The organism is Streptomyces sp. NBC_00075, from assembly GCF_045041225.1.
GTDB classification, from domain to species: Bacteria; Actinomycetota; Actinomycetes; order Streptomycetales; family Streptomycetaceae; genus Streptomyces; species Streptomyces adonidis.
In genome coordinates, this window is record NZ_CP108243.1 from 10,477,196 (window position 1) to 10,500,815 (window position 23,620).

At 67.9% G+C, this 23,620-nt stretch carries 20 protein-coding genes and 1 pseudogene; 6 read left to right on the forward strand and 15 right to left on the reverse strand.

Annotated elements, in window-relative coordinates; all coding sequences use genetic code 11:
* Positions 1-122: 122 nt before the first annotated feature.
* Entirely contained in the window at positions 123-359 is a 237-nt protein-coding gene (locus OG787_RS45845) for a fumarylacetoacetate hydrolase family protein (RefSeq protein ID WP_405539390.1), read from the reverse strand.
* Positions 360-540: 181 nt separating this feature from the next.
* Here OG787_RS45845 and OG787_RS45850 point away from each other — a divergent pair, with 181 nt between their 5' ends.
* Complete coding sequence (locus tag OG787_RS45850; RefSeq protein WP_405540775.1) at positions 541-2,115, forward strand: ISL3 family transposase; 1,575 nt, start codon at positions 541-543, stop codon at positions 2,113-2,115.
* Positions 2,116-2,683: 568 nt separating this feature from the next.
* On the opposite strand, the gene OG787_RS45855 is transcribed toward OG787_RS45850, so the two are convergent.
* The gene (locus tag OG787_RS45855) at positions 2,684-3,460 is read right to left on the reverse strand and encodes a FadR/GntR family transcriptional regulator (RefSeq protein WP_405539391.1); all 777 of its coding nucleotides are present in this window, start codon (positions 3,458-3,460) and stop codon (positions 2,684-2,686) included.
* A gap of 765 nt (positions 3,461-4,225) precedes the next feature.
* Here OG787_RS45855 and OG787_RS45860 point away from each other — a divergent pair.
* Both OG787_RS45860 and OG787_RS45865 read left to right on the forward strand, forming a co-directional pair.
* Positions 4,226-5,080, forward strand: a complete 855-nt coding sequence (locus tag OG787_RS45860; RefSeq protein ID WP_405539392.1) for a transposase — start codon at positions 4,226-4,228, stop codon at positions 5,078-5,080.
* Positions 4,986-5,456, forward strand: a complete 471-nt coding sequence (locus OG787_RS45865; RefSeq protein ID WP_405539393.1) for a transposase — start codon at positions 4,986-4,988, stop codon at positions 5,454-5,456. The genes OG787_RS45860 and OG787_RS45865 overlap by 95 nt, the downstream gene beginning before the upstream one ends.
* A gap of 834 nt (positions 5,457-6,290) precedes the next feature.
* On the opposite strand, the gene OG787_RS45870 is transcribed toward OG787_RS45865, so the two are convergent.
* The 3 genes from OG787_RS45870 to OG787_RS45880 all read right to left on the reverse strand — a co-directional run bounded on the left by OG787_RS45870 (position 6,291) and on the right by OG787_RS45880 (position 8,595).
* Positions 6,291-6,956 carry an FMN-dependent NADH-azoreductase gene (locus tag OG787_RS45870; RefSeq protein ID WP_405539394.1) on the reverse strand — a complete coding sequence of 222 codons (666 nt, stop codon included), beginning with the start codon at positions 6,954-6,956 and terminating at the stop codon, positions 6,291-6,293.
* Positions 6,957-7,036: 80 nt separating this feature from the next.
* On the reverse strand, positions 7,037-8,029 hold the full coding sequence (locus tag OG787_RS45875) for a DUF6081 family protein (protein WP_405539395.1): 993 nt from the start codon (positions 8,027-8,029) through the stop codon (positions 7,037-7,039).
* Entirely contained in the window at positions 8,029-8,595 is a 567-nt protein-coding gene (locus OG787_RS45880) for a nuclear transport factor 2 family protein (protein WP_405539396.1), read from the reverse strand. Before OG787_RS45880 ends, OG787_RS45875 begins: the two co-directional genes overlap by 1 nt.
* Positions 8,596-8,881: 286 nt before the next feature.
* Here OG787_RS45880 and OG787_RS45885 point away from each other — a divergent pair, with 286 nt between their 5' ends.
* The gene (locus tag OG787_RS45885; RefSeq protein WP_405539398.1) at positions 8,882-9,436 is read left to right on the forward strand and encodes a TetR/AcrR family transcriptional regulator; all 555 of its coding nucleotides are present in this window, start codon (positions 8,882-8,884) and stop codon (positions 9,434-9,436) included.
* Positions 9,437-9,564: 128 nt separating this feature from the next.
* A complete protein-coding gene (locus OG787_RS45890) occupies positions 9,565-10,683 on the forward strand; it encodes an NADH:flavin oxidoreductase (protein ID WP_405539399.1) in 1,119 nt (372 codons plus the stop codon).
* 495 nt (positions 10,684-11,178) lie between these two features.
* Here OG787_RS45890 and OG787_RS45895 read toward each other — a convergent pair whose 3' ends face one another.
* The 7 genes from OG787_RS45895 to iolC form a co-directional block, all read right to left on the reverse strand.
* Positions 11,179-12,195: a Gfo/Idh/MocA family protein gene (locus OG787_RS45895; protein WP_405539400.1), complete on the reverse strand. Its 1,017-nt coding sequence runs from the start codon at positions 12,193-12,195 to the stop codon at positions 11,179-11,181.
* 63 nt (positions 12,196-12,258) lie between these two features.
* The gene (locus tag OG787_RS45900) at positions 12,259-13,689 is read right to left on the reverse strand and encodes a sugar porter family MFS transporter (protein ID WP_405539401.1); all 1,431 of its coding nucleotides are present in this window, start codon (positions 13,687-13,689) and stop codon (positions 12,259-12,261) included.
* Between the two features lie 118 nt (positions 13,690-13,807).
* Entirely contained in the window at positions 13,808-15,310 is a 1,503-nt protein-coding gene (locus tag OG787_RS45905; RefSeq protein WP_405539403.1) for a CoA-acylating methylmalonate-semialdehyde dehydrogenase, read from the reverse strand.
* Positions 15,311-15,339: 29 nt separating this feature from the next.
* A complete protein-coding gene (iolD, locus tag OG787_RS45910) occupies positions 15,340-17,223 on the reverse strand; it encodes a 3D-(3,5/4)-trihydroxycyclohexane-1,2-dione acylhydrolase (decyclizing) (RefSeq protein WP_405539404.1) in 1,884 nt (627 codons plus the stop codon).
* Entirely contained in the window at positions 17,220-18,101 is an 882-nt protein-coding gene (iolB, locus tag OG787_RS45915) for a 5-deoxy-glucuronate isomerase (RefSeq protein ID WP_405539405.1), read from the reverse strand. Before iolB ends, iolD begins: the two co-directional genes overlap by 4 nt.
* A complete protein-coding gene (locus OG787_RS45920) occupies positions 18,098-18,970 on the reverse strand; it encodes an aldolase (protein WP_405539407.1) in 873 nt (290 codons plus the stop codon). Before OG787_RS45920 ends, iolB begins: the two co-directional genes overlap by 4 nt.
* Positions 18,971-18,974: 4 nt before the next feature.
* Positions 18,975-19,949 (reverse strand): 5-dehydro-2-deoxygluconokinase, encoded by a 975-nt coding sequence (gene iolC / locus OG787_RS45925; protein ID WP_405539408.1) that lies wholly within the window; start codon positions 19,947-19,949, stop codon positions 18,975-18,977.
* Between the two features lie 215 nt (positions 19,950-20,164).
* Here iolC and OG787_RS45930 point away from each other — a divergent pair.
* Positions 20,165-20,604, forward strand: a pseudogene (locus OG787_RS45930) (substrate-binding domain-containing protein); the annotation flags it as partial.
* A gap of 110 nt (positions 20,605-20,714) precedes the next feature.
* Here the strand turns inward: OG787_RS45930 and OG787_RS45935 are convergent.
* The 3 genes from OG787_RS45935 to OG787_RS45945 all read right to left on the reverse strand — a co-directional run bounded on the left by OG787_RS45935 (position 20,715) and on the right by OG787_RS45945 (position 23,594).
* On the reverse strand, positions 20,715-21,572 hold the full coding sequence (locus tag OG787_RS45935; protein ID WP_405539409.1) for a sugar phosphate isomerase/epimerase family protein: 858 nt from the start codon (positions 21,570-21,572) through the stop codon (positions 20,715-20,717).
* 232 nt (positions 21,573-21,804) lie between these two features.
* Positions 21,805-22,584: an SDR family NAD(P)-dependent oxidoreductase gene (locus OG787_RS45940; protein WP_405539410.1), complete on the reverse strand. Its 780-nt coding sequence runs from the start codon at positions 22,582-22,584 to the stop codon at positions 21,805-21,807.
* Positions 22,581-23,594, reverse strand: a complete 1,014-nt coding sequence (locus tag OG787_RS45945; RefSeq protein ID WP_405539412.1) for a sugar phosphate isomerase/epimerase family protein — start codon at positions 23,592-23,594, stop codon at positions 22,581-22,583. Before OG787_RS45945 ends, OG787_RS45940 begins: the two co-directional genes overlap by 4 nt.
* Positions 23,595-23,620: the final 26 nt, after the last annotated feature.

The following is a 23,620-nucleotide window of genomic DNA, read 5'->3' on the forward strand; positions in this document are numbered from 1 at the left end:
CAAGAACCTCAGCAACTGATCAGCGACCGACACCACCTGGAGATCGTCGTCGACGACCGTGGCAACAACACACCGCGCAGGTCAACACTCCAGAGAAGCCCACGGTGTGTTGCGCAGTACACCTATCCGCGCGATCTCCGCTCGATGAGATCGCTCGGCTTCACGTAACGGCTGTCCTCGGCGGCGACACCGTCCGTAGTGCCGTTGAAGAGCAGATCGGGTTGGCCGGAGCCTCCGGACTCATCCTTGGTGGTGATCCAGGGGCCCAGTGGCGTCGTCCGGTCCAGGGCCTTCATGCTGAACAGGTCCACCCGACCCAGCGGCGAGGGCGTGTCGCGTGCACTGACGTCGTTGTCCACTGTGTCCCAAGGGCCTCGTCCGTGGGCCGGGGTGTCGGCGTACGAGGTTTTCTGGCTCTGGCAAGAATTTCGTAGGCGGAGATCATCTCGGGGTGAGGGTCAGCCGGTCCGCATCACGGGCAGGATCTGACTGTGCACTATTGAACTGCCTTGCCTGTTACCGCACTTGGCGGACGTACTGGTGGTCTCGATTGATGTCTCTGAACCGGCGGTGGTGGTCCGGGCCAGGACACGGGCCCGCGCTCCAGCGTGGTGTACGGGGTGCGGGGCACCGAGTGAGTGGGTCCACAGCCGCTACGAACGCCGCCTCGCTGATACGGCTCTGGGCGGCCGACCGGTCCGAATCGACTTGAGTGTGCGCCGTCTGTACTGCGAGAACGCCGACTGCCCGAAGGTGACTTTCGCCGAGCAAGTGCCGGGACCGACCGTCCGCTACCAGCGGCGCACGCCGCTGCTGCAACAGGTGGTCCAGGCGGTCGGCGTCCTGTTGGCGGGCCGCGGCGGGTCCCGCATGCTGCGCGTCATCCACGTCGCGCTCTCCCGGTGCACGGTGCTTTCCCAATTGATGCGGGTGCCGCTGCCACCGCCGGTCACACCCCGGGTGCTGGGCGTGGACGATTTCGCACTCTACGGCGACACCTACGGCACCCTCCTGGTCGACGCCACCACCCGCCTTCCCCTCACTCTCTGGGAAGGCCGGGACGCCGAACAACTCGGCCGATGGCTGCGCGAGCATCCCGGTATCGAGGTCGTCTGCCGCGACGGCTCTCTCACTTACCGGCAGGCCATCACCTCCGGTGCCCCCGAAGCCCTCCAGGTCAGCCACCGCTTTCACCTCTGGCAGGGCCTGTCCCCGCAGATCCAGAAGATCGCTTCCGCCCACCACGGCTGTCTGCCCGCCGCACTCCCGGAGCTGGAACCCGCACCCGCCAGCGACTCGTCAACAGCACCTCCACCAGCAGAGACCCCTGCGGGGCTACACGCACAGCGGCTGTTCGAGGCCGTACACGCCCTCACCGACACAGGCCGCTCCTACAGCAGCACGTCCCGGGAACTCGGCCTGGACCGCCGTACGGTGCGCAAGTACGCCCGTGCCCGCACTTGGCAGAAGGTCATGCGCCGCCCTCCCCGCCGCACCACCGCCCTGGACCCCTACCTCGACCACTTGCAGCAACGCTGGGACGAGGGCGAGCACAGCGCGAAGATCCTTCACCAGGAGCTTCAGATCAAGGGGTACTTGGGGCACTACCAGCGGGTCAAGATGGCCGTCGCACCCCTGCGCCTCGGCCTGCCCCTGGACGCGCCGCGCGAACGGCCGCCTTCCCCGCGTGAAGCCGCACGCTGGATCATCACCGCTCCCGAACGGCGCACTCCGCACACCACGCAGCGCCTGCATCGGCTCCTTGAGCACTGCCCCGAACTTCAGCACGCCCACCACCTGGTCCGTCAGTTCGCCGCCATGCTCGATACCCGCGACGCCGCCCCGTTGGCGGACTGGCTCGACCAGCTCACCGGCAGCGGGCTGCCGCCACTCGCCGGCATGGCGAAAGCCCTGCACGAAGACCAGCCCGCAGTCATCAACGGAATCACAACCCGCTACAACTCCGGCGTCAACGAAGGCCGTATCACCGATGTGAAACTCCAGAAACGCCTGATGGCCGGACGCGCCGGCGTCCCACTTCTCCGCCACCGCGTCGTACTGATCGCCCACCTTCGGCGCCGTGATGCGGACCGGCTGACCCTCACCCCGAGATGATCTCCGCCTACGAAATTCTTGCCAGAGCCACGTTCAGGTGTACGCCGACACGGGGAGGGCGGAAGGGTCGAACAGGCCAATCACTGCTACGAGTTCTACCTCGAAGTCGAGTTGCTCGGTGATCGCTGGCTAGACCAGGTCGTCCTCGGGACCGACGATCGCCGCACGCAATTTGAGGAAGCCGACGGTGCTCGCCGGGTGTTCGGTCACGCCCAGCTTCTCCAGGTGCGACCAGTAGCTCATGCCGACGACCGTCGAGGTCGCGGTCAGCGGGGAAAGTATCCGTACTTTGGTGAGGGGAGGCGGCTTCCTCTCCGGGTGAGGCGTGCCGCCCCCGGCGGTGAGAGCAGGGCCCAGTCGGCTAACCGCCCCACAACTGGCTGCAGTTCACCGGCTTTGATGTCGACGATGCCCAGACGCTGTGTTCCTGGTCCCGGTGTTCGTCCTGGCGCTGGAAGCGTGCGATCTTCATTGCCGTTCCTGTTCTGGGGGCTCTGAGACGCAAAACGCCTCGCTGTCGGTCTCTGTGGCGCTGCCCGTTTCCCGGACGCGCCTCCCCAGGGCCGCTTCAGATACGGGACAGCCACCAGTCGGAGGGGATGAGCCGGTCGTTGAGCCGGTCGTGCTCGGCCAGCAATTCGCGAAACCGCTGGAGGTGCCGCGTCATGGTCAGGCCCGCCATCTCCGGGTCGCGCTGTTCGACGGCCTGCAGGATGGCGTGGTGGGCGCGGCGGGCCGCCTCCTCGTCGGCCGGGGTGATCCGGTCGAGGTAGGAGTGTGCGGTGAGCGCCTTGTGGAGTGTGGTGATGGTCAGCCGCAGCAGGGAGTTGTCGCTGCACTCGGCCAGCGCGACGTGGAACTCCAGTTCCTGGTGCGGCTCTTCGGTGGCCAGCCGCCGCAGGGCTGCGCACTGTTTATCCGTGGCGGTCCGGGCCGCCGCCCCTGCGGCGCCGGGCTCGATCAGTAGCCGATAGTCGATCAGTTCGCGGACAGTGACCTCGGCCATCGTGAGCAGTACGACTACGGCTTGGCCGATCCGGTCGGGCTCAGGCTTGCGGACCATGATGCCGCCCTGCCGCCCCCGCCGGATCTCGATAATGCCCTCGGACTCCAGGAGCCTCAGCGCCTCCCGGACCGTGCCCCGGGCCACGCCGTAGTGGGAGATGAGTTCGGCCTCGCTGGACAGTCGGTCCCCGGGCCGCATGCCACGGCCCAGGATGGTCGCACGCAGCCGGTCGGCCAGCTGCTCAGAGATCTTGGGCAGCCGCGGCAAGGCCTCCGGCCGTTCGACTGCTCGCCCTACGTCCTCGGTCATCCGCTCGCTCTCCACTGCCACGTGCCGCATATGCGAAGAATAAACGGTATCAGCTTTACGCGTCGGTGGCTTATGGCGCAGATCGTCGGCCTCTGGACATCGGCCTGCAAGGTGCGGGCCTGTCAGGCCCGACTCACACCGCGCCGGACTCCTTCTTTTCTTGGAGCACCTTGTGGAACCGCGCCCGGAACTCGGGGGCATGGGCGTGTATCGAGTGCTAGTCGCCCTTGAGGTCGCTGAACTCGTGATGTCCGGGATCATCTGCGCGTTGATCTTGCCCGTCTCGACAACCGTGTACGTATGGTTGGAACCTTTGGGGATCATCAGCGACCGACGCTGGCGTGCGGCGCATCGAGGCCAAGGACTTCCTGGTGGAAACGGCGACTCTTGACGGTGTCGACGCACTCCAGGGTGCCGTGTGTCAACTCCTGAGTCTTCAGCAGTGGCTCGCCCTTGTAGCGGTTGATGATTCCTGACCCGACGAATCCTCCCAGGCGCTCACATGAACAACGGAACTGAAGGCACTGCGCGTCCTGGCACCTTTAATGAGGATCAGGATGGACTTAAGAGTCACGGAATGAGTCTGTTGGTGATCTTCAGGGGGTGCTGACAGCTGCTCCGGGCGGTGCTTCAGTGGAGACAGCGGGGCGGCGCCGAGGTCGAGGCGGGCCTGATGTCGTTGCAGCCGAGGGACTATCAGCGGATTCCGGCGCGGACCGTGCGCACGGCCTGGGCGGCGTGCCCGAAGGGGGCGCCCGCGATGCTGGTGCGGGACCGTCTCGATGTGCAGGGCAGTTGGCGCTCGTCTCGGTGCTGGAGTTCGCCGAGGATCTGTCGGACCGGGCGGCGGCCCAGGCAGTGCGTACGCGGATCGACTGGAAGTACGCTCTGGGCCTGGAGTTGGAGGACACGGGGTTCGACTACTCGCTCCTGTGCGACTTCCGCGCTCGTCTGGTCGAAGGTGACGCGGCGGCCCGGATGCTGCAGGTGATGCTCACGCGGCTGACCGAGGCGGGGCTGCTGAAATCCGGCGGGCGGCAGCGTACCGACGCGACGTATGTGCTGGCCGCGGTGCGACGCCTCAGCCGCCTGGAGCTGGCCGGGGAGAGCCTGCGCGCGGCTCTGGAGGAGCTGGCCGTGATCGCGCCGGGGTGGCTGCAGCCGTTGATCGAACCCGAGTGGGACAAGAGGTACGGACGGAAGATTGAGATCCGGAAGGTGCCCGGTGGGCCTGAGGCCGTGATTACGCGAGCGGAGGTCTTCGGACGGGACGGGCAGAAAGTGCTGGCCGCTCTGTGGGCCTGCGGTGCACCGGGCCGGCTGCGGACCCTTCCGCAGGTTGAAGTCCTGCGACAGGTGTGGGTCCACCACTACTACTGGGACGAGGGAGGACAGCTCCGCCGGCACGGCGGGCACGCGCTGCCACCGGCGAGCCTGCGCCTCGGCTCTCCCTACGACACCGACGCGCACTACTGCACCAAGAACGGCACCGAGTGGAGCGGCTATCGCGTGCACTACACCCGAGACCTGCGAGGAACAGCGGCCCGAGATCGTGGTGCACGTCGCCACCACGATCGCCCCGGTCCAGGACGGCAAGCTCACCGAGCAGATCCACGACGACCTGGCCCAGACAGCCCTGCCCCCTGCTGAGCACGTGGTCGATGCCGCCTACATCACCCCGCCCCATGTCCAACGCGCCCAGCAGGTCCGCGGGATCACACTGCTCGGCCCGATCGTCGCCGACCACAGCCGCCAGGCCAAGAGCGGCGAGGGCTTCGGGAAGTCCGCGTTCGCGATCGACTGGGACCTACGGCAGGCGACGTGCCCCCGCGGCAGGACCAGCTCCCAGCCGGGGACGCTCCGCATCAACGGCCACGAGTACCTCCAGTTCCGCTTCGCCAAGGCCGACTGCCTGGCCTGCCCGGACCGTCACCCGTGCACCGCATCGGCCACCAGGCCCCGCTCGATCGCCTTGCTCCCACAGCCGTTGCACGAGATCCAGGTCCGTAACCGCCTCGACCCGTAGACCGGGGAATGGCAACGACGCTATGCCGGCCGCGCCGGCATCGAGGCGACGCTCTCCCAGACCGTCCGGAGCAACGGCCTACGCCACACCCGCTACCAGGACCTCGGCGCCGACTACTTCACCCGCCGCGACCCCGAACGCGCCATGCGTCGCATGACGAAGGAAGCCAACCGCCTCGGCCTCACCGTATGCTTCGAGCCCATCGCAGCAACGGCCTGACCAGCACACTCACTCAACTTTTCGTGTCAGAGTCACGGCATTGCGCCTAGCCGCTGTGGCGGTTTTCAGCGAGACCAACCAGATCATGGCCCCCGGGCTCGAAGAGCAGGGAGGGCGCCATCGATTTCGCCTCGAACTTCTGCTACGACCTGGATGTCCACCGCCCGGCGATACGCCGGGCCGTCACCGAGGTCGCTGGTGTCGATCGCCTGCTGCAGGGAGACAACTTCTCCGGCTCCGGCAGTCATGCCGGTCACGTGACCGACGGATTCGGGCTGGCCGATGAGGCTTGCGAAAAGATCCGCAGTGGCGACGGCCCGAAGCTGCTGAAGAACCTCGGCGAAACGGACCGACGACGCAACTGTCGCGCAGGCGCACGCGCGACAGTTGCGTCGTCGGGTCTCTGGGAAAAGTCCGGTTCCCCAGGCCCGAAGAGAGCGGACCCGAGGAACCGGACAGTTGCAGTGAGCTGAGCCCGCCGCCGAGTGAGAGGGAGGTCGGCTTGAACGCCAGGCTCGCGGACGATGAACCGGGCGAATGCCGGACGAGCACATCGGGCCGGGCGGCCTTGCCGGAGCTCACCTCTGCTGGGGCAGTGCGGCAGTGTGATCTGTCTTATGCGGCCTTGAGCGTGGAGGCTTCGGCCAGGGCGGCGTCCAGGGCGACTTTGCGCTGTTCGGGGCCGTAGTTGACGCCTTCCGCGCGGACGAACTCGGTGTTGTTGACGCCGAGGAAGCCGAACCAGCTGATGAGGAACTTTTCCTGGTGCTCGAACCCGTCCATCGGCGGCATGCTGTAGATACCGCCGCGGGAGGAGGCGACGATGATGCGCTTGGCGCCGCACAGGCCCTCGGCGCCGGCCTCGGTGTAGCGGAAGGTCCGGCCGGGTGCGGCAAGGGCGTCGGCCCAGGCCTTGAGCTGGCTGGGGATGCCCAGGTTGTACATCGGAGCGCCCACCACGACGATGTCGGCCGCCAGGAATTCCTCCAGCACCTCGTTGATGGCGTCGAGGTCGTGCTGCGCGTCGGCGGTCTCGCCCGTCACCTCGCCCCCCGCCACCTTGACGGCACCCGTGTTGAGGGCCCCGCTCTGGGCGGCGGCGGCCATCTTCAGGTTCTGCAGGGCCTCCGTGTGGTGGGGCACGGGCGCGGCGGCCACATCGCGGTACGTGATCTCAAGGCTGGGGTTCTCGCGCTTCAAGCGGTCGACGACAGCAGCGGAGATCTGACGGCTCGCAGACTCGTCGCCCGAGATGCTGGAGTCGATGTGCAGGAGTTTCATGTCAGTGGCCTATCTCTGGAAAGTTAACGGGGAAAGGTAACTCGGGTGCCGCTTCGGAGCTTCACCGGGCCGTGAGAGCCTCAGTGTTCTGCCGGAGCGTGGGCGGTCCTGCTCTCGACGGCGAAGCGTCGCACGCGTAGTGCGGCGCCCTGCCCGAACAGGCGACTGTCCGGACGACTCTCCTCGTCGACGAATGTCTGGGGGTGCGGTGCGCCCTTGCCGGGGTGGAAGTAGACGCCGTCCGAAGGGGAGAGACGGACGAGGCCCGGCGCTCCGTGCAGCGCTCCGTCGAGAAGCGTGACCAGACCGAAGCCGCCGTGCAGCCGACTCGGCGTCACGAGCGCGTCCTGTCCCCCGTGGTCGAGGAGCATGTTCCTGCGCTCGGGGCGGTGACCGACTTCGGTGACCCGGTGGACCTCGGCGTCGTCGACGAGCCAGCGGGCTACACCCTGTTCCGCGTCGTACGCGATCGTCAGGTGGTGCTCCTCCTGGGGGGAGCGGTTGACGACCGGAATCGCCGTGGTGAACGACGCGTAGTCACCGAGGTGCGCCCGGAGCATCGGGAGCCGCTCGTAGACGGCGTAGATGCGTTCGTTGGTGATCAGGAAGTCGAAGACCTGCCCGCTGGCCGCGTCCATGACGTTCATGGCCGCCGCGCCGAGCCGGATGTCGCTTTCCGGATCGTGGACGGCATCGCCGAAGGGGTGGTCCTTGGTGCCGTAGGTCTCTCCGGACATCCAGGCGTGGAAGGCCAGTTCGCGGCCGGATTCGACTTCGAAACCCGCCGGCTCCGAGGGCGTTTGGTGGCTGGCGTAGACGAGCCACTTGATGTGATCGAGTGCGCCCGGCAGATCGTCGCCGCTCTTCTCCTGGGGGATGGTGAGGGTGTAGGCGGGCGCGCCGGTCTCTTTGTTGACGCCACTGGCTGCGACGCGCAGACCCTTGGGCGTCGTGGTGACGACTCCGTCGGTGGGCGTGTGCGGACCGACCGCCGCGTACGTCCACCGTGGGTGTGCACCCTCGATGTCGAAGCCGTCACCGAAGTCGTCTTCCCAGACGATGCGTGAGGTCATCAGTTCGCCCCGGTGGGGATGCCGGTGCTGCTGCCGAGAGCTTCCATGCCGATCAGCGGGTTCCAGAAGTCCTTGTAGTGGCTGATCTTGCCGTCGCGGGTCTCGACGACGGAGATATAGGTTTGGTTGTAGGACTTGCCGGTGCTGATGGCGATGCCCTCGCTGTTGAACTCGGCGATCACCAGGGCGGGGTCGGCGGTCTCGTGGAAGCGCACGTTGACGAACTTGAGCCGGAAGGTCTCCGGGAAGTGCTGCATGTAGTCGTAGAGTGCGGCGTGGCCCTTGAAGTAGTCGGGAGTACCGGTCGGCGGGTAGGGGAACTCCAGTACGCCGTCCTTGGTGAACAGATTCACCCACTCGGGGATACGGCCGGAGGACAGGTACTCCAGGTGGTGCTTGAACGTCTGGCGGGCCCTGGCGCGAATGGCGTCGTTGTGGTGCTGGCTCATGGCTGAGCCTCGCTTTCGGGTCGAGGTGTGCGAGTCGGCTTGGGCGGTGGTAGTGGATATTGCTGCGATGAGCGGGGTGGCGGCAAGCGCGCCACCGAGCAGTTTCCGGCGGTCCATGGGACGTCCTCCTGGATGCGCCGCCGACGAGCGGACGGCGTTGGGTCCTGTGATCAAGGGTTGTTCTTCCGAGCCTATGAGTGATTAACCACTCACTCTTCCGCTCTCCGCAAGACCGAAGGCCCCTGATGCTGTGTGAGTAATGAACCACTCATACATCGGCTCGTCAAGCGGCGGCTCGACCGGCTTCCGGGGTGTGAGGCGTCTGGGGTCGGCTCCTGCGCTGTATGCAGGCCTGATCCGCCCGTATTTGACAGCCGCGAAGGAAGAGTGATTGATTACTCACATGGCTTCGATGGGAAAGCGGCAGTTGTCGACTGCGGACGAGCGGCGCGAGACGGTGATGCAGACCGCCATGCACGCGTTCGCCGCCTGCGGCTACTACGGCACCACCACGACCCAGGTCGCCGACGCCGCCGGCATCTCGCAGGCCTATCTCTACCGGCTGTTCCCCAACAAGGAAGCGCTGTTCGTCGAGCTCATCAGACACTGTGCGTGGTTGATGCGCGAGCGGATGTCCGATGCCGCGTCATCGGCCACCGGCACCGATCCGGTGGACGTACTTGTCGCGATGGGATCCGCCTTCCGGAAGATGGTCGTCGAGGACCGGAGCATGGTGATGGTGTTGCTCCAGGCCAACGGCGCCGCGAGTGAACCGGCGATAGGCGCAGCCATGCGTGACTGCTATGCCAAGCAGGTCGAGTACGTGCGGGCGGCTTCCTGCGCGTCCGACGAGCAGATCAGGGTGTTCTTCGCCGAGGGCATGCTCGCGAACGTGCTCGTCGCGCTCGACGCGTACGCCGTGGATGCCCCCTGGGCCCGCACCCTGACTGGCCAATAGTCCGTAACTGAAGGTAACGACCCCCCCCCACCTGAGCGGGACCTCGCGCGCTGGAGCTTTGTCCCGCGATTGAGTCTGCGCCTTTAGTGAGTGATATATCACTCATTGTGGGCGCCAAGGAGACTTTTGTGAACCTCAACGAGAACGTGACGCGGGCGGGAAGGATTCTGTCCCGCCCCTTCAGCCTGGGCGGCCTGACCTTGCCCAACCGGATCGCCATGGCGCCGATGTCGCGCTATTTCGCGCCCGACGGCGTCCCCGGCTCTGACCTGGCGGAGTACTACGCACGGCGCGCTGCCGGCGGCGTGGGACTGATCATCACCGAGGGGACGTATGTAGACCATCCGTCCGCAGGGAGTAGCGACAGGGTTCCGCATTTCTTCGGAGAGAAGGCGCTCTCCGGATGGGCCGGTGTCGTGGACGTGGTGCATCAGGCCGGTGCCCGGATCGTTCCGCAACTCTGGCATGTCGGCGCCACCCGGAACTTCGGGTCCACGCCCGCACCGGACGGAATCGGCCCGTCGGGACTGGGCCTGACCGGAGAACCGGCGGGACGGGCGATGAGCCAGACCGACATCGACAACGTCATAGCGTCCTTCGCCACCGCCGCCGCCGATGCGGAACGTCTCGGCTTCGACGGTATCGAACTGCACGCCGCCCACGGCTACCTCATCGACCAGTTCCTCTGGGCCGGCACCAATCGGCGCGACGACGGCTACGGAGGCAGCCTGGCCGCTCGGGTCCGCTTCGCCACCGAGGTCGTTGCCGCCTGCCGTGCGGCCGTGTCGCGGTCCTTCCCGGTCATCTTCCGGCTGTCCCAGTGGAAAGTGGACAACTACACCGCCAAGGTGGCCGAAACCCCCGACGAGCTGGAGCGCCTGCTCGTGCCGCTGGCCGAGGCCGGCGCAGACGTCTTCCACTGCTCGACGCGCCGATACTGGGAGCCCGAGTTCGAGGGTTCGCAGCTGAACCTCGCCGGCTGGGCCAAGAAGCTCACCGGACGCCCCACCGTCACCGTCGGCTCCGTCGGGCTGAACAAGCAACTCATGGCGGATGAGACGCCCGACGACCCGATTGCAGCCGAGAGCATCGACGGACTGCTCGACCGGATGGAACGGGACGAGTTCGACCTGGTAGCGGTCGGCCGTGCCCTGATCGCCGATCCCGAGTGGGCCGCGAAGACCGTACAAGGGCGCACCCATGAGCTGGTGCCTTTTGACAGTGGGATGCTCGCCACCCTGCATTGAGCAGCGAGCCGCCGTCGATTCGGAGGGCCGTCTCCGGGCGGCCCTTGCTCGGGGCGCGCGACGTTCTCGGCTTCGATCGGTCTGTCGGCCTCACAGGCATGTCCCTGGTCGTCCTGTGCGTCACGAGCGCCTCAGCCCACGACGCTGGACCGGCTACTGCAGCCCCTTTGGGGATGCCGTTCGGCTGGGCAGGCCCGTGGGCTGTGTGCCGTCCGGGTCGAACCGGATCACCCGGCCGGTCGGCGCTCACGCCGTGCCCTGGTAGTCGGTGACGAACATCGCGCCGCTCCCACGACGTGTCCGCGGCCCGGCGGGCTGCAGACGGTGTCCCCACGCGGACGACGCCTGCGCTGAAATTCTCCCCGGACAACGGCTCTTCCGCATCGCGCTTCAAAGCGCCGGCCTGCCCACCGTCCCGATCACCTCAAGGAACAGGCGTCGGCCGTCCGCTTCCAGGAGCGGACGGCCGAGCGGTTCGTTCTTGTCAGGCGGCCTTCACGCGGTGCCGCCGTAGAACGCGGGTCGGGGCTTCATGTCCGTGGCGACGATGCGGCCCGACTGCCGTGCTTCGACCGTGGCGTTGGAGATGATGGTGGCGGCGTAGCCGTCCCAGGCGGACGGGCCGGTGGGCTCCTTGTCCGCCGCGATGTTCGCGATCCACTCGCGGAACTCGGTATCGAAGGCGTCCACGAAGCGGCCCACCCAGTCCGTGAGCACCTCCGTACTGTGCTGCCCGGCGGTGCGCACGCCGACCGAGGAGGGGTCTGGCAGCCGGACAAGGCCCTCTTCGCCCACGGTCTCGCACTGGATGTCGTAGCCGTACTGGCAGTTGACGAAGACCTCGAGGTCGATGCGGACGCCCTTCGCGGTCTCGAAGAGCATGATCTGCGGGTCCTTGAGGTGCGGGTACCGCTTGCTCGTGGAGCGCGGCAGGACCACCTGGGCGGAGACGATCTCGTCGTCGAGGAGCCAGCGCAGTACGTCGATCTCATGGACCGCCGAGTCGAGCGCGGCCATGTCGGTGTGGTACGACTCGGGCACGGTCGGGTTGCGGTGGGCGCAGTGCACGATCAGCGGCTCGCCGATGCGGCCGGAGTCGATGACCTGCTTCATCTGGCGGTAGCCTGCGTCGTAGCGGCGCATGAAGCCGACCTGGACCAAGCGGCGGCCGTGGGCCGTCTCGGCCTCGATGATCTTCAGGCAGTCCTCGGCGGTCGTCGCGAGGGGCTTCTCGCAGAACACCGGTTTCCCGGCCGCGACGGCGTTCAGTACGTGTTCGGCGTGGGTGGGGCCCCAGGAGGTGACGAGTACCGCGTCCACGTCGTCCGCCGCGATCAGCGCGGCCCCGTCCGGGAACACCCGGGCGCCCACCCGGGCGGCCGCCTCCTCGGCGCGAGCGGCGTCGATGTCGGTCACCGCCGTCACCTGGGCACCGGTCACGGTCTCGGTGAGCCGGCGGATGTGTTCCTGACCGATCCAGCCGGCCCCGATCACTCCTACGCGCACAGTCATGAGTGTTCCTAATCCTTGAGTAAGCGCCCTCAGACATCCGACGGGACCCGGGGCAGGGGGTGTTCAGGAGAAGCGGGCCTTGAGTTCGTGCTCGAGGTCTTCGAGGGTGCGTCCGCGCGTCTCGGGCACGTACAGCTTGACGAAGGCGACCGCGAGGAGTCCCGCGGCGACGAAGACGAAGAAGGTGTTGGACACGCCGACCGCGTCGACCAGGACTGGGAAGACCAGCCCGATGAGGAAGTTGGTGATCCACAGGGCGAAGGCCGCGATACCCAGGCCGAAGCCGCGCATCTTGAGCGGAAAGATCTCGGACAGCATCAACCAGGTCACCGGGGAGATCGCGCCCTGCTGGAAGGCGAGGAAGGTGACGGTCATGGCGAGCACCGCGAACGCGCGGCCGTCACCCGTGGGCAGGATGAGGGAGAAGACACCGATCAGCAACTGGGCGGCGATGGTGCCGAGCTGACCGATCATCAGCATCGGGCGGCGGTTGACGCGGCCCAGCAGCCAGATACCGACGAAGGTGGCCAGCACCGAGATCACGCCGTTGGCGATGTTCGCGGTCAGAGCGCTGTCGGCGGCGAAGCCGGCATCGGTGAGGATCTGAGTGCCGTAGTACATGATCGTGTTCACGCCGGTGATCTGCATGACGATCGCGATCCCGATTCCCACCAGAACCAGCCTGCGCACCCATGGCACGCGCAGGTCGTTCCATCCACCGAGCTTGGCCTTCTCGTCTTCGATGGCCATCGCGGTGACCTTGCTGAGCTCGGCCTCGGCTCGCTGCTCGGAGCGGACCTCCTTCAGGACGGCCAGTGCGTCCCCGTACCGGCCCTGGGAGGCGAGCCAGCGCGGGCTCTCCGGCATGACCAGCATCCCGAACCACAGAGCCACTGCGGGCAGGGTCGCGACGACCAGCATCCAGCGCCAGATGCCGCCCGACTCGCCGCCGACATTGGCGATGATCGCGTTAAAGGTGAACGCGGCCAGCTGACCGCTGACGATCATCAGCTCGTTGCGGGTGACCAGGCGGCCGCGGTGCTCGGCCGGGGAGATCTCCGCCAGGTAGACCGGCACGGTCACCGAGGCGCCACCGACCGCGAGGCCGAGCACGAAGCGTGCCACGACCATCAGTTCGGTGTTCGGCGCCAGGGTGCAACCGAGTGCTCCGAAGAAGAACAGCACCGCGAGGAGCAGGATGTTGCGGCGTCGGCCGCGCGTGTCGGACAGTCGGCCGCCGATGAGCGAGCCGAACGCCGCGCCGAGCAGCAGTGAACTGGTGACCAGGCCTTCCGTGAAGGGGGTCAGTCCGAGGTCGTCCGTCATGTACGGCAGGGCGCCGTTGATGACGCCGGTGTCGTAGCCGAAGAGGAGTCCGCCGAAAGTGGCGATGACGGTGATGATCCGCAGCCGCCTCCGGACGGGCGGCGGAGTGTCGTCGATGAGGGCGGATGGCGTTCGGGCCTGGGACACGGCGTCGTCCTTGACGTCCATGGCCGTCTCCTGTCGCTGAGGGGTCGGGGAGGGGTTCCGGCGGGTCGCCGCAGGCTTGGTGCTCGCGCGCGTACGACTATGGGAGCCAGGGGTCTTTGTGCGGGGCGGTTGTCTGTCGTCAGTTGGAGGTGGGGAAGCTGAAGCCGGCGGTGGCCTGCTGCTTGGGCTGGGGCCAGCGGGTGGTGACGACCTTCGGGCGGGTGTAGAAGCGGATGCCTTCGGGGCCGTGAATGGGGGAGTCGCCGATGAGGGAGTCCTTCCAGCCGCCGAAGGAGTAGTAGGACATCGGGACGGGCACGGGGACGTTGATGCCGATCATGCCGACCTTGATGTTGCGCTGGAAACGGCGTGCTGCCTCGCCGGAGGCGGTGAACAGGGCGGTGCCGTTGCCGTAGGGGTTGGCGTTGATGACGTCGATGGCCTCGTCCAGGGTGTCCACCCGGAGGATCGCCAGCACCGGGCCGAACAGCTCCTCCTTGTACGCCTCCATCTCGGTGGTGACGTGGTCGAGGAGGGAGGGGCCGGTGAAGAAGCCCTCGGCGTACGCGGGGTCGTCGATCTTCAGGCCGCGGCCGTCCACGACGACGGTGGCACCCTGCGTTGCCGCCGTGCCGACCGCGCTCTCGACGCGCTCCTGGGCGGCCTTGGTGACCAGCGGGCCCATGTCGGTGCCGGGTGCGTCGCCGGGGCCGACCTTCACCTCGCGTGCCTTGCGCTCCAGTACCTCGACCAGACCGTCGGCCGCGTCACCCACGGCCACGGCGACGGAGACGGCCATGCAGCGTTCGCCTGCGGAGCCGTAGGCGCCGGCGGTGATGTGGTTGGCGGCGAATTCGAGGTCGGCGTCGGGGAGGACGACGGCGTGGTTCTTGGCGCCGCCGAGGGCCTGGACGCGCTTGCCGTGCGCGGTGGCCTGCTCGTGGACGTACTTGGCGATCGGGGTGGAGCCGACGAAGGAGACGGCTTCGATGCCGGGGTGGGTGAGGATCGCGTCGACCGCGTCCTTGCCGCCGTGGACGACGTTGAACACCCCGTCCGGCAGGCCTGCCTTCCTGTACAGCTCGGCGACGAAGTTCGCGGCGGACGGGTCGCGTTCACTGGGCTTGAGGATGAAGGTGTTGCCGGTCGCGATGGCGATGGGGTGCATCCAAAGGGGCACCATGGCGGGGAAGTTGAAGGGCGTGATGCCGGCGACGACGCCGAGCGGCTGGCGGAAGTTGTGGATGTCCACCCCACGCGAGACCTGGTCGGAGAAGCTGCCCTTGAGTACGTCGCCGAGGCCGCAGGCGAACTCGACGACCTCCCGGCCGCGGGTGATTTCGCCGCGGGCGTCGTCGACGGTCTTGCCGTGCTCGGCGGAGATGATCCGGCCCAGCTCCTCCTCGTGCTCGACGAGCAGCTGGCGGAAGGCGAACATGACCTGGGTGCGCTGGGTGAGCGAGGACTCCGCCCAGGTCTCGAACGCGGCGGAGGCGGCGGCGACCGCCGAGTCCACGTCGGCGGCGTCGCCGAGGACGACCTGGGCCTGCTCGGCGCCGGTGGCCGGGTTGAAGACCGGCTGGGTGGCGGAGGCGGCCTCCTGGACGGGGGCGCCGTTGATCCAGTGCTGGACGGTGGTCATGGTGCGGGTTTCCTTTGCGGGGAGGGGAGTTACAGGTAGTGGCGCTGGTCGAGCTTGTGGGCTGCGTAGGTCTCGTACGCGGCGCGGGTGGAGTCCAGGGCGGAGGTCTGGGCGACGGGGACGTCCCACCAGCCGTGGCCGGGCGGGTTCGGCCCGTACAGATCGGTCTCGACGTGCACGACCGTGGTCCGGGTGGCTGCCTTGGCCTTCTCCATCGCCGCCCGGAACTCGTCGACGGAGGTGGCGTGCAGGACGTCCGCGCCGAGCGAGGAGGCGTTGGCGGCGAGATCGACGGGGAGGACATCGCCGTCGAGCTGGCCCGAATCGCCGTCGCGATAGCGGTACTTGGTGCCGAACCGCTGTGAGCCGAGCGACTCCGACAGTGCCCCGATGGACGCGAAGCCGTGGTTCTGGACGAGGACGATGATGACCTTGAGCCCCTCGGAGATCATGGTGACGATCTCCTGAGCCATCATCAGATACGAGCCGTCGCCCACGAGTACGACGACTTCGCGCGACGGATCGGCCATCTTCGCGCCGACGCCGGCGGCGACCTCGTAGCCCATGCAGGAGTAGGCGTACTCGACGTGGTAGGCCTTGGGATCCCGGGCCCGCCACAGCTGTTGGAGGTCGCCGGGCATGGAACCGGCCGCGTTGATGACGACGTCGCGGTCGCCCAGTACGTCGTTGAGGGCGCCGAGGATCTGCGTCTGCGCGGGCAACTCGCCCGTGTTGCGGTCGGGTGCGAAGCACTCGTCCTCGATCTCCCGGGTACGGGCGATGAGTTCACGCGTGCGCCTGCGGTACGACTCCTCGACCTCCCAGCCGTCCAGCGTCCCGGCCAGGGCCTGGATGCCGAGCCGGGCGTCGGCAACCAGCGGCTCCGCCGAGTGCTTGACGGCGTCCAGGCGGGCGACGTTGAGGTTGACGAAGGTGACGTCCGGGTTGGCGAAGACGGTGTGGCTGGCGGTGGTGAAGTCGGAGTAGCGGGTGCCGATACCGAGGACGACATCGGCATCGCGGGCCAGTTCGTTGGCGGCGTACGCGCCGGTCGAGCCGAGGCCCCCGACGGCGTACGGGTGGTCCCACGGCACCGCGCCCTTGCCGGCGTGGGTGTCGGCGACGGGGATGCCGGTGGCCTCGGCGAAGGCGCGCAGCGCGGTCTCGGCGCCGGAGTAGACGGCGCCGCCGCCGGCCACGATCAGTGGCTTCTTGGCGTTGCGGAGAAGGGCGGCGGTCCGCTGCACGGCCTGGGGTTCTGGCACCGGGCGGCCCACGTGCCAGACGCGGCGCCGGAAGAACGCGACCGGCCAGTCGTAGGCTTCCGCCTGCACGTCCTGGGGCAGGGCGAGGGTGACGGCGCCGGTCTCCACCGGGTCGGTGAGCACGCGCATCGCGGCGAGCGCGGCCGGGATCAGCTGCTCGGGCCTGGAGATACGGTCGAAGTACTTGGACACCGCGCGGAAGGTGTCGTTGACGGTGACGTCCCCGCCCCGGCTGTCCTCCAGTTGCTGGAGGACGGGGTCGGCGGCGCGGGTGGCGAACATGTCGGACGGCAGCAGGAGGACCGGGATGCGGTTGGTGGTGGCCAGCGCGGCACCGGTGATCATGTTGGTCGAGCCGGGCCCGGTCGACGCGGAGCAGGCGAAGGTGGCGAGCCGGTCGCGCATCTTCGCGTAGGCGACCGATGCGTGGACCATGCCCTGCTCGTTGCGGGCCAGGTAGTAGGGGAGATCGGCCTCTTGGGTGACGGCGGCCTGGAGCAGCGCCTGTCCGAGTCCGGCCACGTTGCCGTGCCCGAAGATGCCCCACACACCGGGGATGAGGCGTTGCTCCTGGCCGTCGCGCTCGCTGTACTGGTTGGCCAGGAAGCGGACCAGGGCCTGGGCGGTGGTGAGTCGTACGGTGTTCATCGCTCTTCGTCCCCTCCGAAGGGAAGCCGGGCGTCGACGTCCTGGGAGTCCCATGTCGTGCGCACCCAGCCGTGGGCGGGGTCGTCGCAGATCAGCCAGGCGCGGTCCTGGCCCGGGCCGGCCATGACGTTGAGGTAGTAGAGGTCGTAGCCGGGCGCCGCGATCGAGGGCCCGTGCCAGCCGTGCGGGATCAGCACCGTGTCGCCGGAGCGGACCTCGGCGAGCACATCGATCGGCCGGTCCTCGGTGCCGTAGACCCGCTGGTAGCCGAAGGCCTGTTCGCCGCCGTCGACCTGGAAGTAGTAGATCTCCTCCAGCTCCGACTCCTGTCCGGGGCGGGCCTGGTCGTGCTTGTGGGGCGGGTAGGAGGACCAGTTGCCGCCGGGTGTGAGGACTTCGCAGACCAGCAGTTGTTCGGCGTCGAAGGTGCCGGGCAGGCAGTAGTTGTTGACCTGGCGGGAGCAGGCTCCGGCGCCGCGCAGCTCGACGGGCACCTTTGCTTTGGACCCGTACCGGGCGGAGAGTGAGCTCCGCTCGGTACGGGCTGAGGGCAGCGCGAACCGTCCTCCGGTCGCGCTGCTGATCAGGGCCTCCGACTCGCGGGGGAGGTAGGCGAAGTCGGTGGCCGAGGCGAACACGCCTGTCCGCCCGGCGAGTTCGAAGGCCTTGCCGTCCGTGGTGACGGTGCAGGAGCCCGTCAGCGGCAGGACCAGGAACTCGCAGTCCCGGGTGGACAGGACGTGCGCCTCGCCCGGCTCCAGGGTCAGGATCCTGAGGCCGGAGTATCCCCAGCCCGCCGACTCGGGCGTGACCAGGAGGTCGTAGGGCCCGTCGGCCGAACTCCCCGCAGGGAGGTGGTACTTGCCCGTGTCGCTCACAGCAGGCTCACCGCCTTGTCCACCGCACCGGCGACATCGCCGTTGGACGGGTAGAGCAGGGAGCGGCCGACGACCAGACCCTGCGCGGTGGGCTGCTTCAGCGCCCTGCCCCAGGACGCGAAGGCCGCGTCGGCATCCTTGACCTCACCGCCCAGCAGCAACGCCGGCAGCGTGGAGGAGGCCAGAACGCGCTCCATTCCGTCCACCACCGGCAACTTCAGCCAGGTGTAGGCCGTACGGCGACCGAGGCCCGAGGCGATGGTGACCGACTTGACCACGGAGTCCGTGGAAAGGTCGTTGCAGATCTTCCCGTCCTGCCAGATGGAGAGGAACGGCTCGACCAAGGCGATGAGCTGACGGTCGTTGAGCTCGTTGACAGCGCGGGCGGTGTTTTCCAGGACGGACGGGGTCGCCGGGTCGTCGAGCGCGATGCGGGTGAGCATTTTGCCGCCGTCGAAGCCCATCGCCGCGATGGTCTCGGCGTCGTAGCCGGTGAACCGGTCGTCGATCTCGAAGACGGAACCCGCGAGCCCGGCACGGTTCATCGAGCCGAAGACACTCTTGCCGTTCAGCACGCCGAGCAGCAGCAGGTCTTCCAGGATGTCGGCGGTGGCCAGCACGCCCGTCACGCCGGGGCGTTCCAGGGCGGTGCACAGGCGGTCGAGGAGTTCGAAGCGGTCGGCCATGGCGCTGGGGTCGGCGCCGACGCCGTTGGCGCCGCGCGCCGGATGGTCCGCCGCGATGATCATGGCCTTGCCGTGCTCGCCGAACAGCGAGGTGGCTTTCACGCGGCGTGCGGCGGCGGCCGCGATGGCGCCGGGATCGCCCACCCGGGCGGACACGATCCGGTTCACGTTGTCGGACAGCACGTCGTCACGCCTTTCGTTCGATGGAGGTGGGGGCGAGGGTTGTCTCGCGGAGTTTGGCGTCTACCTCGGTCGCGGTCGGCATGGCGTCGGAGCAGGCCAGGCGGCCGGCGACGATGGCGCCGGCGGCGTTGGCGAAGGCGACGGTTCGGCGGGTGTCCCAGCCGGACAGCAGGCCGTGACAGAGCGCCCCGCCGAAGGCGTCACCGGCACCGAGCCCGTTGACCACGTCCACCGGTACGGGAGGGATCTCGGCGGCCGAACCGTCCTTGTCCATCGCCAGGACCCCCTTGGGACCCTGCTTGACCACTGCCAGCTCCACACCGGCGGCGAGCAGTGCCTTCGCGGCGGCGTACGGCTCGCGCTCTCCGGTGGCGACCTCGCACTCGTCGAGGTTGCCGACCGCGACGGTGGTGTGGCGCAGGGCCTCGGCGTAGTAGGCGCGCGCCTCGGTCGGGTCCGTCCAGAACATGGGCCGCCAGTCGAGGTCGAAGACTGTCGTCCCCGCTTTGGCCCGGTGCGCGAGGGCCGTCAAGGTCGCCGAACGGCTGGGTTCCTCGCTCAACCCGGTGCCGGTTACCCAGAAGACTTCGGCTTCCCGGACGGCCCCCAAGTCCAGCTCGTCGGGGCGGATGTCCAGGTCGGGGGCCTTCGGGAGTCGGTAGAAGTACAGGGGGAAGTCGTCCGGCGGGAAGATCTCGCAGAAGGTCACCGGAGTGGGCGCGATGTCTGACCTACCGACGAACCGGCCGTTGACGCCGTAGCCCTCCAGTGCCGTGCGGACGAAGTCCCCGAACGGGTCCCGGCCCGTCTTGGTGATCACGGCCGCGGAGTGCCCGTACCGGGCGGCCGCGACGGCCACATTGGTCGGACTTCCCCCCAGGTACTTGCCGAACGAGGCGACCTCGGCCAGCCCCACGCCTGTCTGGAGTGGATACACATCCACTCCGACGCGGCCCATGGTCAGCACTTCGAATGCCATCACGCTGGTTTCCCTTCGCTTCGGAGACCCCGGGATCGAGGCGGCGGTGAAGACACCGATAGATTTAGAGCGCTTTAATAGTGCGCTCTAAGGCGAGTACGATGCCGTCGGGGAAATGTCATGTCAATAGGTTGTTGCTGTGAGGTTTCTGAAAGCTGGTACCTCAGCCCTGCCGAGGCGGGCGGCGCGGGTGCTGAACAAGCTGGGACACAATCGTCATGATCGCTGTGCACCAGCCCTTCCACGGGGATCTCCTCCAGGGGATCTATCCCGAGGCCGAGCGGCTCGGTCGTGACGTCCTGCTTTCCGGCACCGCTCCGGGCCGTGGCGAGGCCAAGGCGGTCGAAGCACTGCTCAGCCATCGCTGCGAAGCGGTGATCCTGCTGGGCTCCGACGCGGAGCCCACCGACCTCGGCGGACTTGCTCACCGTACGGCCGTCGTCTCGATCGGCCGCCGTGCCTCCGGAACCCGGGTCGACAGTGTTCGCATCGCCGAGGGGAAGGCGTCCGGCAGGCGATGGACCACCTCGTTGCACTCGGCCACCGCCGAATCGTGCACATCGACGGCGGCCCCGGCTCCGGCTCCGGCGAGCGTCGGCACGCCTACCGGGGTGCTGTGCGCCGACGCGGCCTCTATTTGCGGCGCCGGATGCTCGTACGGGCCGGTGTGACCGTGGTACAGAGTCGGCCACCTCTCACCTGGCGAAGCCCGCTCGGCGATCATTTCGACGAGTTCCGCGGCGCTCGACTGCCGTGGAGGCGGAGTCACTTCCAAGCGGCCAGGTATCCGTTGATCTTCTCCCGCATGAACACGGAGGACTCCTTCGCCTTCTCCTCCCAGGCGAACACGCAGGCGGTGAGGGTGCCGTCGAAGCCGTTGGCATCGAGTTCGCGGAAGAGCTCGTCGAAGTCGACCTCACCCTCGCCCATGTTCAGGTGCTGATGGATGCGGGCCGGGGTACCAGGCGGGTTGAGGATATAGCGGTTGCCCGAGGACGCCGTGTGGTTCAAAGCGTCCGCCAGGTGGATGTGAGTAAGCAGGTCGCCCGCGTACTTGATGATGCCGGGGGCGTCGTTGCCGATGTGGAAGGTGTGCGGGGCGCAGTAGAGGAAGGTGACGTTGGGGTTGTTGATGCCCCTGATCAGGTTGATCGCGTCGTAGCCGTTCTCGATGAAGTCGTCCGGGTGCGGCTCCAGGGCGAGCTTGATGCCCTCGCGCTCGAACACCGGCAGCAACTCGTCCAGTGACTTCCAGAACTGGGCCTCGCTGCGGTCGGCGTCCTCGGGGCGGCCGTTGAACTCCGAGATCATGCTGTCCACGCCGAGGTCGGCGGCGATCTGGATCGAGCGCTTCCAGTACCGTACGGCGGCCTGGCGGGCGTCCTCGTCCGGGCCCGACCAGCGGAACAGCGGCAGCAGCGAGGAGATCCCGACGCCCGCCGCGTCCAGCGCCTTGCGGAACTTCCGAACCGTCGCGTCGTCCACACGCGGGTGCCGGAAGAACGGGATGAAGTCCTCGCGGGGGGACAGCTCGATCCACTCGTAGCCCAACTCGGCGACCACGGCGGGCAGTTCGAGCAGCGGGACGTGCCGGATCATGTACGGGTCGAGGGCGATCTTCATGGTGAGTGCTCCTTGGTGTCATCGGCTCTGGCGGTGCGAGGATCGCCCGAGCCGCTCCCCGTTGCCCCGGTAGGGCTGTGGGTCGGTGGGTCCGCTTCGCGGCGAAGCCGGCGATGTTGGACTTGTCGACGAAGGCCGGGCCGGCCAGGACGGGCTCCTCGCCGCCCCCGATTCCGTAGCTGATGCTGCGGCCTCGTCGTTCCATTCTGCGTAGAAGTGTCGATCGTGTTGCTCAGACAGGACGAGGTGTACCGCTGGAGGCGCTGGTGCCGCCGTCGACGGGGATCACGGCCCCCGTGATGTATCCGGCGTCGGGGCCGGCGAGGAAGAGCACGGCACGCGCGATGTCCTCGGGCTGGGCGACCCGGTCGAGCGCGACGCGATCGAGGAGCCGCTTGGAGAACACTGGGTCATCGAGGCGCTCCTGGGTGAGCCGGGACACGGTGAAGGCGGGCGCGATGGCATTCACCCTCACTCCGTCGGCGCCGAGGTCGAGGGCGAGGCTCTGCACAAGCGCGTTGACCGCTGCCTTGGTGGCGTTGTAAGCGAACTGGCCCCAATCGCCCCGTAGGCCGGCGATGGAGGAGATCGCCACGAAGTTGCCGCGGGTGGCACGCAGCAGTGGAACGGTCAGGCGCGCGACGCGGATGACTGCGTCGAGGTTCACCGACCGCAGGCGTTCCCAGGCGGCGTTGTCGAAGGAGTCGATGCGGCTGGGCTCGCTGGTGCCGGCGTTGGCGACGACGACGTCGAGGCGGCCGAAGCGTTGGATGATCGCGGCCACCGCGCCCTCGAGCGCGTCGGGGTCCGTCACGTCGGCGGCGAGCACCTGAACACGCTCGGCGTCGAAGCCTGCCACAGCCTCGTGTAGCGGCTCCCGACGGCGACCGAGCACCGCCACGCACGCTCCCTGCTCGAGGAATGCACGTGCGGTCGCCCGGCCGATGCCGGTGCCGGCTCCCGTGACGAGGACGATCTGGCCCTGGTAGGGGTAGGTGGCCCACGCGATCATGACCGCAAGGATTCCTGCAGTGCCGCGTCGGCCGCCTTGAGTACTTCGGCGGCCACGGCGACACCCTCGACGGGGCCGAGTTCGGTGTCCTCGTGCTCGATGTTGACCAACATGTCCGGGTCGACCTCGTGGAGGGCGCGCAGGAACTCGGTCCAGTAGGCGACGTCGTGCCCCTTGCCCAGGGCGACGAAGTCCCAGGCGGACGCCTTGGGCCACTCGTTGGCCCACTCGTCGCCACCGAGGTTGGTGCGCGGCTCGTCGGTCGACAGACGCCGGAAGCTGTTGTCGAGCACCCCGTTGAGCGCCGCGTGCTCGGGGTTGATGCGGACGTCCTTGGCGGCGGCGTGGAAGACCAGCTCGCCGAGGTGCCGGACGACCGCGACGGGGTCCATCTGCTGCCAGAACAGATGCGAGGCGTCCAGCTCGACGCCCACATGGGTCGCGCCGGTGAGGTCGATGAGCCTGTGCACGTCCGCGGAGTTGAACACGACATTCTGCGGGTGCAGTTCCAGGGCGACCTTGACGTCGTGGTCACGGGCGAGCCGGTCGGTCTCGCGCCAGAAGTCCGCGACGATCTTCCACTGGTGGTCCAGCACGTCCAGGGCCGCGGAGTTCCACGCGTTGACGATCCAGTTCGGGCGGGACGCGCCGGACTCGCCGCCGGGCAGACCCGACATGGTCACGAGGCGGTGCTGTCCGAGCCGTTCGGCCAGCCGGATGGAGCGGCGGATGTCCTCGGCGTGCTTCTCGCCGATGACGGGGTTCGGGTGGAGCGGGTTGCCATTGGCGTTCAGGCCAGCGATGGAGACGCCGGTGCCCTCGAAGAGACCGAGGAAGTCGTCCCGGGCGGTGTCGCTGACCAGGATGTCGTCGAAGGCCGGCACATGCACGGCAGGGAGGAAACCACCGGTGTTGATCTCGATGCCCGTCAGGCCCAGATCGGCGATGACCTTGATCGCCTCCGGAAGCGGCCGGTCGTGCAGGATCGCGTTGTAGAGACCCAGCTTCATCTCGTGTTTCCTCAGTCCTTCTCGGT

Bases quoted from the DNA above. Each gene is read 5' to 3' on its own strand.
- OG787_RS45895 (WP_405539400.1), bottom strand. From the start codon at position 12,195: ATGACTGTGCGCGTAGGAGTGATCGGGGCCGGCTGGATCGGTCAGGAA.
- OG787_RS45875 (WP_405539395.1), bottom strand. From the start codon at position 8,029: ATGACCTCACGCATCGTCTGGGAAGACGACTTCGGTGACGGCTTCGAC.
- iolC (WP_405539408.1), bottom strand. From the start codon at position 19,949: ATGGCATTCGAAGTGCTGACCATGGGCCGCGTCGGAGTGGATGTGTAT.
- OG787_RS45855 (WP_405539391.1), bottom strand. From the start codon at position 3,460: ATGCGGCACGTGGCAGTGGAGAGCGAGCGGATGACCGAGGACGTAGGG.
- OG787_RS45945 (WP_405539412.1), bottom strand. From the start codon at position 23,594: ATGAAGCTGGGTCTCTACAACGCGATCCTGCACGACCGGCCGCTTCCG.
- OG787_RS45870 (WP_405539394.1), bottom strand. From the start codon at position 6,956: ATGAAACTCCTGCACATCGACTCCAGCATCTCGGGCGACGAGTCTGCG.
- OG787_RS45905 (WP_405539403.1), bottom strand. From the start codon at position 15,310: ATGACCACCGTCCAGCACTGGATCAACGGCGCCCCCGTCCAGGAGGCC.
- OG787_RS45900 (WP_405539401.1), bottom strand. From the start codon at position 13,689: ATGGACGTCAAGGACGACGCCGTGTCCCAGGCCCGAACGCCATCCGCC.
- OG787_RS45935 (WP_405539409.1), bottom strand. From the start codon at position 21,572: ATGAAGATCGCCCTCGACCCGTACATGATCCGGCACGTCCCGCTGCTC.
- iolD (WP_405539404.1), bottom strand. From the start codon at position 17,223: ATGAACACCGTACGACTCACCACCGCCCAGGCCCTGGTCCGCTTCCTG.
- OG787_RS45880 (WP_405539396.1), bottom strand. From the start codon at position 8,595: ATGGACCGCCGGAAACTGCTCGGTGGCGCGCTTGCCGCCACCCCGCTC.
- OG787_RS45940 (WP_405539410.1), bottom strand. From the start codon at position 22,584: ATGATCGCGTGGGCCACCTACCCCTACCAGGGCCAGATCGTCCTCGTC.
- OG787_RS45885 (WP_405539398.1), top strand. From the start codon at position 8,882: ATGGCTTCGATGGGAAAGCGGCAGTTGTCGACTGCGGACGAGCGGCGC.